Source organism: Kosakonia sacchari SP1, from assembly GCF_000300455.3.
Lineage (GTDB): Bacteria > Pseudomonadota > Gammaproteobacteria > Enterobacterales > Enterobacteriaceae > Kosakonia > Kosakonia sacchari.
This window is the reverse complement of sequence record NZ_CP007215.2, coordinates 1,665,354-1,678,241: the sequence shown is the minus strand read 5'-3', so window position 1 is coordinate 1,678,241 and position 12,888 is coordinate 1,665,354. Positions and strand designations below refer to the sequence as shown.

The window sequence follows — 12,888 nt, the reverse complement described above, 5'->3', positions numbered from 1 at the left end:
TGAATGATTATTCGCCGCTGGCAGGAAAGTGACAGACCGTTTTTACGTACCCTTTTTTTACACGCCCGCAAAGCGAGCTGGCATTGGCTTGATGGTAGCGACTGGCGGCTGGAAGATTTTGACGCCGCCACGCTCGATGAAACCATCTGGGTCGCCGAAGAAGAGGGCCACCGGCTGGGGTTCGCCTCGGTGTATGAAAACGACAATTTCCTGCACAACCTGTTTGTCGACCCGGCCTTTCAGGGCAAAGGCGTCGGCAGCGCACTACTCAAACATGCGCAATCTACCTTTACCGGCACCGGCGCGCTGAAATGCTTGTTGCAGAACAAAACCGCACTGGCGTTTTATCAGCACCACGGCTGGCATATCGAAGCACAAGGCGTTTCGCCGGAAGGGGATTACGTACTGATGCACTATCTGAAGAAGTAAAAAACCTCTCCCGAACGGGAGAGGTTGACTGGTTTACACCGCGCGAAACGCGATATCGCCAGGAATGACTTCACCCTGCCAGTAAAGCTGCGCGGCTACGCGCCCGGCAAGTTGACGGTAGATAGCGGTAAATTCGCTGTCCGGGCGGCTCACCACAGTCGGCGTGCCTTTATCCAGATCCTCACGCAGCGAAATATGCAGCGGCATCTGACCCAACAACTCGGTGTGATACTGTTCGGCCAGTTTTTCCGCACCACCGGTGCCGAAAATCGGTTCGTGATGACCGCAGTTGCTGCAAATGTGCATACTCATGTTTTCAACAATACCGAGCACCGGCACTTCCACTTTCTCGAACATGACGATGCCTTTTTTGGCGTCAATCAGCGCGATATCCTGCGGCGTGGTCACCACCAGCGCGCCGGTCACCGGAATGTTTTGCGCCAGCGTCAACTGAATATCACCGGTGCCTGGCGGCATATCCAGCACCAGGTAATCCAGATCCGGCCACATGGACTCCTGCAACAGTTGCAGCAGCGCTTTGCTGGCCATCGGGCCGCGCCACACCATGGCGTTATCATCAGTGACCAGGTAGCCAATCGAGTTGGTCGCCAGACCATGGGCGATAATCGGCGCCATATGCGTGCCGTCCGGCGAGGTCGGACGCTCATGCTCCGCACCGAGCATTACCGGGATCGACGGGCCGTAAATATCGGCGTCGAGAATACCGACTTTCGCCCCTTCAGCAGCCAGCGCCAGCGCCAGGTTGACCGCCGTGGAGGATTTCCCTACCCCGCCCTTGCCGGAACTGACGGCAATGATGTTTTTCACACCGTTGACGCCCGGCTGGTTCTTCACACGTTTTAAGGTGGCGATGTTGTGCGACAGCTTCCAGTCGATGGCGCGCGCGCCGGTCAGACGCAGCAATTCGGCGCTGCACTGGGCTTTTAACTCTTCAAACGCGCTGCGCCAGACGAACGGCATCAGCAGTTCAACGTGCAGGGTGTCATCCAGCCATGCGACATGGTGCACCGCTTTAAGCGCGGTGAGATTGTGCTTCAGGGTTGGGTGCTGAAAATCGGCCAGCGTCCCGGTGACAATCGCGCGTAACGCTTCCGGGGATTTGGCCTGGGATTGCGAACTCATCCCGACTCCTTTGTAGTTGTTCTGAAAACGACATTGTAGCCAGCAAGTTTACCCCACGGGCAACAATTATTCATTTACGGATAAATGCCGTTAACGCATGAGTTAATTATTACTCATGTATTCATATAGAGATTGAAACGTTCTTAAAGCCCTTAGTACCGAGGGAGCAATCTTTACCCAAAAATCCCTGCCTGAATTAAAACGTCAGCAGATCGCGTAGCGCGCTAATTCCCCTTTTGGTACTATCGATACCCCTTTTTCTCAAGAAGATGTAATGCCTACTATGACTCAAGTCGCGAAGAAAATTCTGGTAACGTGCGCACTGCCGTACGCCAACGGCTCCATCCACCTCGGCCATATGCTGGAGCACATCCAGGCTGATGTCTGGGTCCGTTACCAGCGAATGCGCGGCCACGAGGTCAACTTCATCTGTGCGGACGATGCCCACGGCACGCCGATCATGCTGAAAGCACAGCAACTGGGGATCACTCCGGAGCAGATGATTGCGGACATGAGTCAGGAGCATCAGACTGATTTTGCTGGCTTTAACATCAGCTACGACAACTACCACTCGACGCACAGCGACGAGAACCGCGAACTGTCGGAGCTTATCTACACTCGCCTGAAAGAGAACGGTTTTATTAAAAACCGTACCATCTCTCAGCTCTACGATCCGGAAAAAGGCATGTTCCTGCCGGACCGTTTTGTGAAAGGCACCTGCCCGAAATGTAAATCACCGGATCAGTACGGTGATAACTGCGAAGTGTGCGGTGCGACCTATAGCCCGACCGAGCTGATTGAGCCGAAGTCGGTGGTTTCCGGCGCGACGCCGGTGATGCGTGATTCCGAGCACTTCTTCTTCGATCTGCCGTCATTCAGCGAAATGTTGCAGGCGTGGACACGCAGCGGCGCGTTGCAGGAGCAGGTGGCAAACAAAATGCAGGAGTGGTTTGAATCCGGCTTACAGCAGTGGGATATCTCCCGCGATGCGCCCTATTTCGGTTTTGAAATCCCGAACGCGCCGGGCAAATACTTCTACGTCTGGCTGGATGCGCCAATTGGTTACATGGGTTCGTTCAAAAACCTGTGCGACAAGCGCGGCGATACCAGCAGCTTCGACGAATACTGGAAAAAAGAGTCCACTACCGAGCTGTATCACTTTATCGGTAAAGACATTGTTTACTTCCACAGCCTGTTCTGGCCGGCGATGCTGGAAGGCAGCAACTTCCGCAAGCCGACCAACCTGTTCGTGCACGGTTATGTGACAGTGAACGGCGCGAAGATGTCCAAATCGCGCGGTACGTTTATTAAAGCCAGCACCTGGCTGAACCATTTCGACGCCGACAGCCTGCGCTATTACTACGCGGCGAAACTCTCTTCGCGCATTGATGATATCGATCTCAACCTCGAAGATTTCATCCAGCGCGTGAATGCCGACATCGTCAACAAAGTGGTTAACCTCGCTTCCCGTAACGCCGGTTTTATCAATAAGCGTTTCGATGGCGTGCTGGCAGCAGAGCTTGCGGATCCTGCGCTGTACAAAACCTTTACCGACGCGGCAGCGACCATTAGCGAGGCGTGGGAGAGTCGTGAGTTCGGCAAAGCGGTACGCGAAATTATGGCGCTGGCCGACGTGGCGAACCGCTACGTTGACGAACAAGCTCCGTGGGTGGTGGCAAAACAGGAAGGCCGCGACGCCGATCTGCAAGCCATTTGCACCATGGGGCTGAACATGTTCCGCGTGCTGATGACATGGCTGAAACCGGTTCTACCGTCGCTGGCAGAGCGCACCGAAGCGTTCCTCAACACCACGCTTGAGTGGGATGCCATCAACCAGCCGCTGCTTGGTCACAAAGTTAACGCCTTCAAAGCGTTGTATAACCGTATTGAGATGAAACAAGTGGAAGCGCTGGTGGAAGCGTCAAAAGAGGAAGTGAAAGCGACTGCCGCACCGGTCACCGGCGAGCTGGCAGATAACCCGATTCAGGAGACCATCAGCTTTGATGATTTCGCGAAAGTCGATCTGCGCGTGGCACTGATTGAAAACGCCGAGTTCGTCGAAGGTTCCGACAAACTGCTGCGCCTGACGCTGGATCTGGATGGCGAAAAACGCAATGTTTTCTCCGGCATCCGTTCCGCGTACCCGGATCCGAGCGCGCTGATTGGTCGCCTGACGGTGATGGTCGCCAACCTCGCACCGCGCAAAATGCGTTTTGGTATCTCTGAAGGGATGGTGATGGCCGCCGGCCCTGGCGGGAAAGATATCTTCCTGTTAAGCCCCGATAGCGGCGCAAAAGCAGGTCAGCAAGTGAAGTAAAAAATAAGGCGCTGAATTCAGCGCCTTTTTCTATACTCAATTTTGCATTACCAAACATTACTTCACATGGAAAACAGGGGAATATCGTGAAATTGAGTAAATTCATCGCCGTACTTTTTTCTGTCGCTTTACTTATTGGCCTGAGCGGCTGTGGTGAAAAAGAGCAGAGCAAAACCTTTAGCTTCGCACAAGCGGGCACAGAAGTGACGCTCACCTATTACTACAAAGGTGACCAGGTCGAGCGCCAGACGGCGAAAAATAAAATTGAATACTCCTCAATTGGTGCGAAAAACAAAGAGGAAGCCATGAAGGTTCTGGATCCGATCAGCAAAAAATACCAGAGCATTAAAGGGATCAAAGAGAGCGTCGATTATCAGGAAACCTACGCGCAAGAGACGCTGGACGTGGATTACAACGAGGTCGATTTTGCTGCGCTGAACAACCTGCAGGGTTCCGAGTTTACCGGCACGGTCAATGGCAAAATCAGCATGAAGAAATCAGAAGAGCTGCTGAAATCTCGCGGCTTTAAAGAAGTCCAGTAAGTCATATTCTCCTTCAGGCTGCGCGTTGCTGGCGGCGCTAAACCACCAGCGATGCAGTCTGAAGGATTATCGATTATTCCGCGTCGGTTTTACCCTTCGGTTTTTGCTCGCGTACCGCCAGACCACGTAAAAAATAGCGCATCACCTGATCGCCGCATTCGCGGAAGTTCTTATGATCCGGCGCGCGCATCATGGCGGTAATTTCCGGCATAGAGATGCGAAACTGCTGGGCAGTCAGAATGGCCAGAATATCGTCAGTTTTTAACGAGAAGGCGATGCGCAGCTTTTTCAGCACGATGTTGTTATTCAGCTTGCGTTCAGCTACCAGCGGCGGTGCGGTTTCTTCTTTGCCACGCTTTTCATAGATAAGGCCATTCAGAAACGCGGACAACACAATATCCGGGCACGGCTTATAACCTTCCTCGTCCTCTTTGCGCAGCCAGGGCGCCAGCTGTTCAACGGTCACTGCCGTGTCTGCCAGTGCCAGAATGCGCACCAGCGCGGTGTTATCAGCTTGCAGGGTGTAACGCACGCTGCGCAGGATATCGTTATTAAGCATGTTTGTTTCCGGAAATGATGAACCAGCGCGCAGTGTAGGCATCGCACAGGAATTTACAACCCCAACGCCTCTTTTAAATTTTTCAGATAACGTCGACTCACCGGCACCGTCAGGCCATCGCGCAGCAGTAATTCCGCCTGGCCGTTATCTTCAAGGCGGATCTCTTTAAGATGCGCCATATTAACCAGGTACTGGCGGTGGCAGCGCACCAGCGGGGTACGGCTCTCCAGCGTGCGCAGCGTCAGCTCGGTAAACCCCTCTTTGCCTTCCTGGCTGGTCACATACACGCCGCTCATGCGGCTACTGACAAACGCCACTTCATCCATCTGCAATAACCAGATCCGGCTGTGCCCGGTACAGGGAATAAATTTCAGCGCTTCCTGGTTTTCCGGCAACACCGACACATCCTGCACGTTTCGCTCAAGACGCAGGCGGCTGAGGGTTTTCTCCAGGCGGCGAGCTTCTATCGGTTTGAGCAGGTAATCGAACGCATGTTCTTCAAACGCCTGTACCGCGTATTCGTCAAACGCGGTCAGGAACACGACATACGGCCGGTTTCCCGGATCGAGCATCCCGACCATCTCCAGCCCGCTAATGCGCGGCATCTGGATATCAAGAAACAGCACATCCGGGCGCAATTTATGCACCGCGCCAATTGCTTCGACGGCGTTGCCGCACTCGCCCACAATCTCAATGTCGCTCTCTTCCTGGAGCAGAATACGCAGGTTTTCCCGGGCCAGCGGTTCATCATCAACAATCAGCACTTTTAACATGCGTGTTCCTCCAGCGGGAGTCGTAGGGTAATGCGGGTAAACAGATCCGGCTCGCAGGCAATGGTAATGCCGCACTCATCGCCAAACCGCGCGCGCAGGCGCTTATCCACCAGGCTCATCCCTAATCCACTGGCGTCGGTTTTCGGCTGGTACAAACCGGCATTATCTTCAATGTCGAGCACCAGATGCCGTCCGTCCTGGCTGGCGTTAATCACAATCTCACCCACGCCCAGCAGGTGCGACGTGCCATGTTTAATGGCATTTTCCACGATCGGTTGCAGGGTAAATGCCGGAAGTTGCAAGTGTGACAGTGCTTCCGGCACATGCAATTGCACCTGCAAACGCGACTGAAAACGCGCTTTTTCAATTTGCAGGTAGGCATTCACATGCTCAATTTCGTCCGCCAGCGTCACCACTTCCGACGGCCGTTTTAAATTTTTACGAAAGAACGTCGAGAGATATTGCACCAGCAACCCGGCCTGATCGCTGTCGCGGCGGATCACCGCTTTTAGCGTGTTCAGGGCATTAAACAGGAAATGCGGATTTACCTGCGCATGCAGCAGCTTGATTTCCGACTGGGTGAGTAGCGCCTTTTGCCGCTCGTACTGCCCGGCAAGGATCTGCGCCGAGAGCAGTTGCGCTATCCCCTCGCCCAGCGTGCGGTTGATGGAGCTGAACAGGCGGTTTTTCGCTTCATATAATTTGATCGTGCCCACCACACGCTGGTTTTCGCCACGCAGCGGGATCACCAGCGTCGAACCGAGCTTGCATTGCGGGTGGAGCGAACATTTGTAGGGCACTTCGTTACCGTCGGCATAAACCACTTCGCCGGTTTCAATGGCGCGCTGCGTCCACACCGACGAGATAGGTCGCCCCGGCAGATGGTGATCGTCTCCGGTGCCGGTGAAGGCCAGCAGTTTTTCCCGGTCGGTTATCGCCACCGCGCCAATATCGAGCTCTTTATAGAGTACCAGCGCCACCTTCATGCTGTTCTCTTCGTTAAAGCCCTGGCGCAAAAACCCTTCCGTTGAAGCCGCCACTTTCAGCGCGGTGGCGGAAAACGCCGAGGTGTACTTTTCGAACATCGCGCGCTTATCAAGCAGGATGCGCATAAACAGCGCCGCGCCAACGGTATTGGTGACCATCATCGGTGCCGCAATGCTTTGCACCAGGTGCAACGCGCTATCAAACGGACGGGCAATAAGCAGGATAATCAGCATCTGGATCAGTTCCGCCACGCAGGTCACCGCCCCGGCGGTAAACGGGCTGAACACCAGATCGGTGCGCCCGCGTTTGATGAGCGCGCGGTGAACCAGGCCGCCGAGCAACCCCTCAACAAACGTAGAGAGCATGCAGCTCAGCGCGGTCATGCCGCCCATCGAATAGCGGTGAATACCGCCGGTTAACCCGACAAGACCGCCCACTAACGGACCGCCAAGCAGGCCACCCATCACCGCGCCAATCGCGCGCGTGTTGGCGATAGAATCTTCGATATGCAGGCCGAAGTAGGTGCCGAGAATGCAAAAAATGGAGAAGGTGACATAGCACAGCAGCTTATGCGGTAAGCGCACGGTCACCTGCATCAGCGGAATAAACAGCCGCGTTTTGCTCATCAACCAGGCGATAACCAGAAACACACACATCTGCTGAAGCAGCAGCAACACCAGATTGAACTCGTACATACCCGCAACACCACATCAACCAAAGCGCGTAACATACAGGGTGTTTTCAGATGTTTCTTTGAAGCGCTGCAAAAAAATACAAAATCGTGCTCCGCATCACAAAGTAAGCCAGAGTGATTAACCGGTCGCACACATTTTGCGCAATTTTGCGGCTGCGCATCCTGTACCAGGCGGCAGCGGCTACAGTTATACAGGGAGTCGGCTGGCGAGGGTAACACCATGGCGCTTTACACAATCGGTGAAGTGGCGTTGTTATGCGAAATCAACCCCGTGACGCTGCGGGCCTGGCAGCGACGTTATGGACTATTACAACCCCAGCGCACGGATGGCGGCCACCGGTTATTCACCGAAGAGGACATTGACCGCATCCGGGAGATCAAACGCTGGATCGAAACCGGCGTGCAGGTCAGTAAAGTGCAAAAGCTGCTCTCTTCGGCGCTGGAAGAGACGCGAGATGGCTGGCGCGCCCAGCAGGAAACCGCCCTGCAATACCTGCAACAGGGCGACCCGCACCGTCTGCATCAGTGGATCAAAGAGCACGGGCGCGACTACCCGGCGCAGGCGCTGACAACGCATCTGCTCATCCCTTTACGGTTGCGGCTACAAACTCAGCAGCCCGCCCTGCTGGCGATGCTGAGCCTGCTCGACGGCATCCTTATCAATTACATTTCCGGCTGCCTGACATCTGCGCGTAAAAAACCGGGCAAAGACGCGCTGGTGGTTGGCTGGAATGTGCAGGACACCACGCGGCTGTGGCTGGAGGGCTGGATGGCAAGCCAGCAGGGATGGCGGGTGGATATTCTGGCGCACGCCCTGCCCCAGCTGCGCCCGGAGATGTTCCCCGGCAGGACACTGCTGGTGTGGTGCGGCGAAACGCCGGGCGAATCGCAGCAACAGCAGATGCTGGCATGGCGCGACGCGGGACACAGCGTCTGGTTGCTCGGCATTTAATGTTTTATTAACAACTCAACTTACCTTTATAATGCCAGCCTGATTCAGAAGGAGCATAAAATGAAGTCTGGTAAAATCCTTGTTATCGCTGTCTTTTTGCTGATGGCTATCGGCGGAATTGGTGGCGTCATGCTCGCCGGTTATTCGTTTATTGTGCGTGGCGGTGTCGGTTGAGCCGCTGCGCCAGCCGTTCAAATCCCCGATCGACAATAATCGCTGCCAGCGCCACTAGCACCGCCCCCTGCACCACATAAGCCGTATTAAAACCGCTCAGGCCAATGATGATTGGCGTACCCAGCGTACTTGCGCCCACCGTTGACGCGATGGTGGCGGTGCCGATATTAATAATTACCGACGTGCGCACCCCGGCGATAATCATCGGTGCGGCGAGCGGCAACTCCACTTTTAACAACCGCTGCCACGCGCTCATGCCCATACCTTTCGCCACGCTTTGCACGCTTTCCGGCACCGAGGCGATCCCCGCCAGCGTGCCCTGCAAGATCGGCAATACGCCATACAGTACCAGCGCAATAATTGCCGGTTGTTTACCAAAACCCATCACCGGCACGGCAATCGCCAGCACCGCCACCGGGGGAAAAGTTTGCCCCACGGCGGCAATGGTTTCCGCCAGCGGGCGAAACTCCCGCCCGGCAGAACGAGAGACCGCAACGCCTGCGCCAACACCCAGCACAATCGCAATCACACTGGAAATCGCTACCAGCGAGAAATGGGCGACGGTCAGCGAAATAAAACTCTCCTGCAGATAGACCGGGCGCGGAAGTTGCGGAAAGAACGCGCTAAACAGCGCCGCGCTGTGCGGCAACCAGACCAGCAGCGCAACAAACAGTGCCAACAACCACAGCAGCGGGTCACGCAGAATCTTCACAAGCGGCCTCCACGCGCAGCAAATCGCGAAAATGCAGGCTGCCGCAGGGCTGCCCCTGCGCATTATTCACCGGCAGCACCTCGCACTGCTGAGCGACAAACGCAGAGAGCGCTTCACGCAGCGTCATCGCCTCCTGAAGCGGTTCGCCGACATCAACACGTTCACTGCGCAGATAACCGCTAACCTGGCGCAGTGAGAGCAGCCGCACGCCAAGCTCGCTGCGGCCAAAAAACTCGCGCACAAAATCGTTATGCGGCGCAGTCAGCATTGACAACGGCGTCCCCTGTTGAACCACCTTTCCGCCATCCATCAGCACCAGGTGATCGGCCAGTTGCAATGCTTCGTCAATATCATGCGTCACCAGCACAATGGTGCGTCCAAGCAGGCGGTGAATGCGCACCATCTCTTGCTGTAATGCCGCGCGTGTCACGGGATCAAGCGCGCCGAAAGGCTCATCCATTAACAGGACTTCCGGGTCGGCGGCAAGCGCGCGGGCAACGCCCACACGCTGCTGCTGCCCACCGGAAAGCTGGTGGGGAAAACGCTCGCGCAGGGAAGGCTCCAGCCCCAGCAGAGCCATCAGTTCATCAACCCGCGCGTCACGCTTCGCGCGCGACCACTTTTGAAGTTGCAGCACGGTGGCAATGTTCTGCGCCACCGTCCAGTGAGGAAATAATCCAATCGATTGAATGGCATAACCCATGCGACGGCGCAGCTCCAGCACCGGCAGCGAGCGGATATCCACCCCGGCAAAAGTAATCGTACCTTCGTCATGCTCCACCAGCCGGTTAATCATCTTCAGGGTGGTGGATTTTCCGGATCCCGAGGTGCCAATCAGCACCGAAAATGCGCCAGTTTTAACCTGTAAATCAAGATGGCTTACCGCGGGCTGCCCGGCAAAGGTTTTACTGACGTTGTTAAATTCAATCATGATGTTTCACCTTCAGCAGCGCTATCCCTAACGCAAATAACGCATCAACGATCACCGCCATAGCGATAACCGGAATGACGCCCAGCAGCACCAGATCCAGCGCGCTGCTCAGCAGCCCCTGAAAGACCAGCGCACCAAACCCGCCCGCGCCAATCAATGCGGCAATGACCGCCATCCCGACCGTTTGCACCGCCACCACCCGCAGGCTGCGCAGTAGCAGCGGAAGCGCCAGCGGCACGCGCACCTGCCAGAAACGCTGGCGTGCGCTCATGCCCATCGCTTCGGCGCTTTCCAGCACCTCCTGCGACACCTGGTTTAACCCGGCGACGACGCCGCGCACCAGCGGCAGTAAGGCATAGAGAATTAACGCTATCAGCGCGGGTGTCATGCCGGTGCCGGCAATCCCAAACTGGCTAAGTTTGGGGAATTGTTTTACCAGCCCGGCTAACGGCGCAATCAGTAAGCCAAACAGCGCCACCGACGGAATCGTTTGAATGACGTTGAGCACCGCGAACACCGGCCCCTGCCGAGAGGGGTGACGATAGCACCACAGCCCGATGGCAAAGCCGACCACCAGCGCAGGCAGCAATGTGCCAAACAACAGCGTTAAATGCTGCGCCAGCGCATCGTTGAACACATCCTGGCGATTGGTGTATTCGCGTAGCAGCGAGAGATTATCCAGCGCGCCACTGAGCAATAAATAGAGAGGAAAGCACCACACCTGCGCATGCAACAGCCAGCGCCACACGGGGTTGGAGACAACCCGGCGAATCGCATCGCTACAGGCCAACAGCGTCAGTGCCAGCCACAGCCATAACCCGCTGCCAGGTGATGTGCGCGCCAGCGGGCTGCCCGTTTGCACGAGATCGGTCGCCGCCCTGCCCGCGCTCCATATCAGCAGGCAGAACAGCACTTCTGTGAACAGCAGAGTTGCCACCTGCGCACCGCGACCGGGAATAAAGCTCATTGCCAGTAAGAGACAGGGTGCGACTAGCCACAGCACGGAAAAAAGCTGCCATAAGGCGCGGCTTTCACCGGAAACCAGCCGGTTTGGCGCATAGTTCACAAACGGCAGCCACGCCGCCAGCCCGCCCAGCACCGCCAACAGCAACAACACACGGTTATGGCAGCGTATCGAAACATCCATAGGGGTAATTATTTCACCAGGCCTTTTTCTTTCAGGTAGTCTGCCGCGACTTTCTTCGCATCCAGCCCCTCAACCGCAATGCTGGCGTTGAGTTTTTGCAGCGTTTTCTCATCCAGGCTGGCAAAGACCGGTTTCAGCCACGTATCCAGTTCCGGGTAGGCTTTCAGCACAGATTCGCGAACCACTGGCGTGGGCGCATAGATGGGCTGCACCCCTTTCGGGTCGCTTAGGGTTTGCAGACCGAGTGCTGCCACCGGGCCATCCGTACCGTAGGCCATCGCCGCATTGACGCCGGAGGTTTGCTGTGCCGCCGCTTTGATGGTTACCGCTGTATCACCACCGGCCAGCGACAGCAACTGATCCTGTTTCAGCTTAAAGTCATAGGCTTTTTCAAAGGCGGGCAGCGCATCGGTGCGCTCAATGAATTCAGCCGAAGCGGCGAGCTTAAAGTCACCGCCCTGCTTCAGGTAGCGGCTCAGATCCTCAAGCGAGTTAAGTTTGTTTTTCTGCGCCACATCCTGACGCACCGCGATAGTCCAGGTGTTATTCGCCGGGGCAGGGGTTAGCCAGACCAGCTTATTTTTTTCGGCATCCAGCTTTTTGACTTTCTCGTAGCCCTGTTGCGCGTTTTTCCACGCCGCATCGTTCTCATCTTTAAAGAAGAACGCACCGTTACCGGTGTACTCCGGGTAAATATCCAGCTCGCCAGAGGTAATCGCGCCGCGAACCACTGGCGTGGTGCCGAGCTGCACTTTATTGACTGTTTTTACGCCATGACTTTCCAGAACCTGCAAAATGATATTGCCCAGCAGCGCCCCTTCGGTGTCAATCTTGGAGCCGACCTTTACCGGCTCAGCCGCCTGCAGCGGGAGGCTCACGGCGGCCATCAACCCTATTGAGCACGCAATCTTTTTCATGATTGTCATTGTACTTCCCTCATTTTTTACCGACTTTTTCAGCAGTTTGAGAAAAAAGCGTAGACGAAAAACCCAGTTTTGCCTGGAGTAACGCCTTGATGCAATAAACGCGAGGGGGAAAACGCACGATATTGTCATTACGCATCGGTGCTACCCAGCTTGAATTGAAAATCATGCCAAAAAACGCTGACTTATCGATATTATATTTTGTTTTATCATATTTCCCTTTTGAATCGCCGTCGGTTAACGAGAACAAAAGCATGAAAGTTCTTAATATCCAAACATTCAAAGAGAAAACAACCAGTATTACAATTCCTGTCTCTCCCCTGCCTTTCAGCAAAAATAAAAATTAAAAACTAAATTTAATGACATGATGCGTCAATTAACTAGCCGAAACCAAAACTGATGATGTTTAAACCTGCTCATTGACGAATTTTCAATGTCAAACTGCATTCAAATGATGATATGGCAAACCCGATTAGCACTAATTATTTTACTCAGCTACTGCACTGTTTATGGTCTGGCTCATGCGCAGAGAGCGCTGCTTTCGCCGCTAACTATACCGCCGCACAGCCAGGATATTACACAGATATCCTCACCGCAATCTTCGT

General features: G+C 55.1%; 14 protein-coding genes. 5 read left to right on the top strand and 9 right to left on the bottom strand.

Features of this window, described 5'->3' with window-relative positions:
• The first annotated feature begins 3 nt into the window (after window positions 1-3).
• Window positions 4-429, top strand: coding sequence for a GNAT family N-acetyltransferase (locus tag C813_RS30960; protein WP_017459825.1), 426 nt, complete (start codon window positions 4-6; stop codon window positions 427-429).
• A gap of 33 nt (window positions 430-462) precedes the next feature.
• Here C813_RS30960 and apbC read toward each other — a convergent pair whose 3' ends face one another.
• Window positions 463-1,572 carry an iron-sulfur cluster carrier protein ApbC gene (gene apbC / locus C813_RS30955; protein WP_017459824.1) on the bottom strand — a complete coding sequence of 370 codons (1,110 nt, stop codon included), beginning with the start codon at window positions 1,570-1,572 and terminating at the stop codon, window positions 463-465.
• Between the two features lie 283 nt (window positions 1,573-1,855).
• On the opposite strand from apbC, the gene metG reads away from it, so the two are divergent.
• The gene (gene metG, locus C813_RS30950; RefSeq protein ID WP_025263906.1) at window positions 1,856-3,889 is read left to right on the top strand and encodes a methionine--tRNA ligase; all 2,034 of its coding nucleotides are present in this window, start codon (window positions 1,856-1,858) and stop codon (window positions 3,887-3,889) included.
• 86 nt (window positions 3,890-3,975) lie between these two features.
• On the top strand, window positions 3,976-4,431 hold the full coding sequence (locus C813_RS30945; RefSeq protein WP_017459822.1) for a YehR family lipoprotein: 456 nt from the start codon (window positions 3,976-3,978) through the stop codon (window positions 4,429-4,431).
• Window positions 4,432-4,504: 73 nt separating this feature from the next.
• On the opposite strand, the gene C813_RS30940 is transcribed toward C813_RS30945, so the two are convergent.
• Genes C813_RS30940 through C813_RS30930 form a run of 3 tightly spaced genes read right to left on the bottom strand, consistent with a single transcriptional unit; the run spans window position 4,505 to window position 7,445 of the window.
• Window positions 4,505-4,990, bottom strand: a complete 486-nt coding sequence (locus C813_RS30940; RefSeq protein ID WP_017459821.1) for a YehS family protein — start codon at window positions 4,988-4,990, stop codon at window positions 4,505-4,507.
• Between the two features lie 53 nt (window positions 4,991-5,043).
• Window positions 5,044-5,763: a two-component system response regulator BtsR gene (btsR, locus tag C813_RS30935; RefSeq protein ID WP_017459820.1), complete on the bottom strand. Its 720-nt coding sequence runs from the start codon at window positions 5,761-5,763 to the stop codon at window positions 5,044-5,046.
• Window positions 5,757-7,445, bottom strand: a complete 1,689-nt coding sequence (locus C813_RS30930) for a sensor histidine kinase (protein WP_017459819.1) — start codon at window positions 7,443-7,445, stop codon at window positions 5,757-5,759. Before C813_RS30930 ends, btsR begins: the two co-directional genes overlap by 7 nt.
• A 219-nt stretch (window positions 7,446-7,664) precedes the next feature.
• Here C813_RS30930 and mlrA point away from each other — a divergent pair, with 219 nt between their 5' ends.
• A complete protein-coding gene (gene mlrA, locus C813_RS30925) occupies window positions 7,665-8,396 on the top strand; it encodes an HTH-type transcriptional regulator MlrA (protein ID WP_017459818.1) in 732 nt (243 codons plus the stop codon).
• 60 nt (window positions 8,397-8,456) lie between these two features.
• Window positions 8,457-8,570: a protein YohO gene (locus tag C813_RS46800; protein WP_017459817.1), complete on the top strand. Its 114-nt coding sequence runs from the start codon at window positions 8,457-8,459 to the stop codon at window positions 8,568-8,570.
• Here the strand turns inward: C813_RS46800 and C813_RS30920 are convergent.
• Genes C813_RS30920 through C813_RS30900 form a run of 5 tightly spaced genes read right to left on the bottom strand, consistent with a single transcriptional unit; the run spans window position 8,545 to window position 12,539 of the window.
• Window positions 8,545-9,282, bottom strand: a complete 738-nt coding sequence (locus C813_RS30920; RefSeq protein WP_017459816.1) for an ABC transporter permease — start codon at window positions 9,280-9,282, stop codon at window positions 8,545-8,547. The genes C813_RS46800 and C813_RS30920 overlap by 26 nt on opposite strands.
• On the bottom strand, window positions 9,266-10,213 hold the full coding sequence (locus tag C813_RS30915; protein ID WP_017459815.1) for an ABC transporter ATP-binding protein: 948 nt from the start codon (window positions 10,211-10,213) through the stop codon (window positions 9,266-9,268). Before C813_RS30915 ends, C813_RS30920 begins: the two co-directional genes overlap by 17 nt.
• Complete coding sequence (locus tag C813_RS30910; protein ID WP_017459814.1) at window positions 10,206-11,360, bottom strand: ABC transporter permease; 1,155 nt, start codon at window positions 11,358-11,360, stop codon at window positions 10,206-10,208. Before C813_RS30910 ends, C813_RS30915 begins: the two co-directional genes overlap by 8 nt.
• Window positions 11,361-11,368: 8 nt before the next feature.
• The gene (osmF, locus tag C813_RS30905) at window positions 11,369-12,286 is read right to left on the bottom strand and encodes a glycine betaine ABC transporter substrate-binding protein OsmF (protein ID WP_017459813.1); all 918 of its coding nucleotides are present in this window, start codon (window positions 12,284-12,286) and stop codon (window positions 11,369-11,371) included.
• Between the two features lie 10 nt (window positions 12,287-12,296).
• Window positions 12,297-12,539 (bottom strand): hypothetical protein, encoded by a 243-nt coding sequence (locus tag C813_RS30900; RefSeq protein WP_017459812.1) that lies wholly within the window; start codon window positions 12,537-12,539, stop codon window positions 12,297-12,299.
• Window positions 12,540-12,888: the final 349 nt, after the last annotated feature.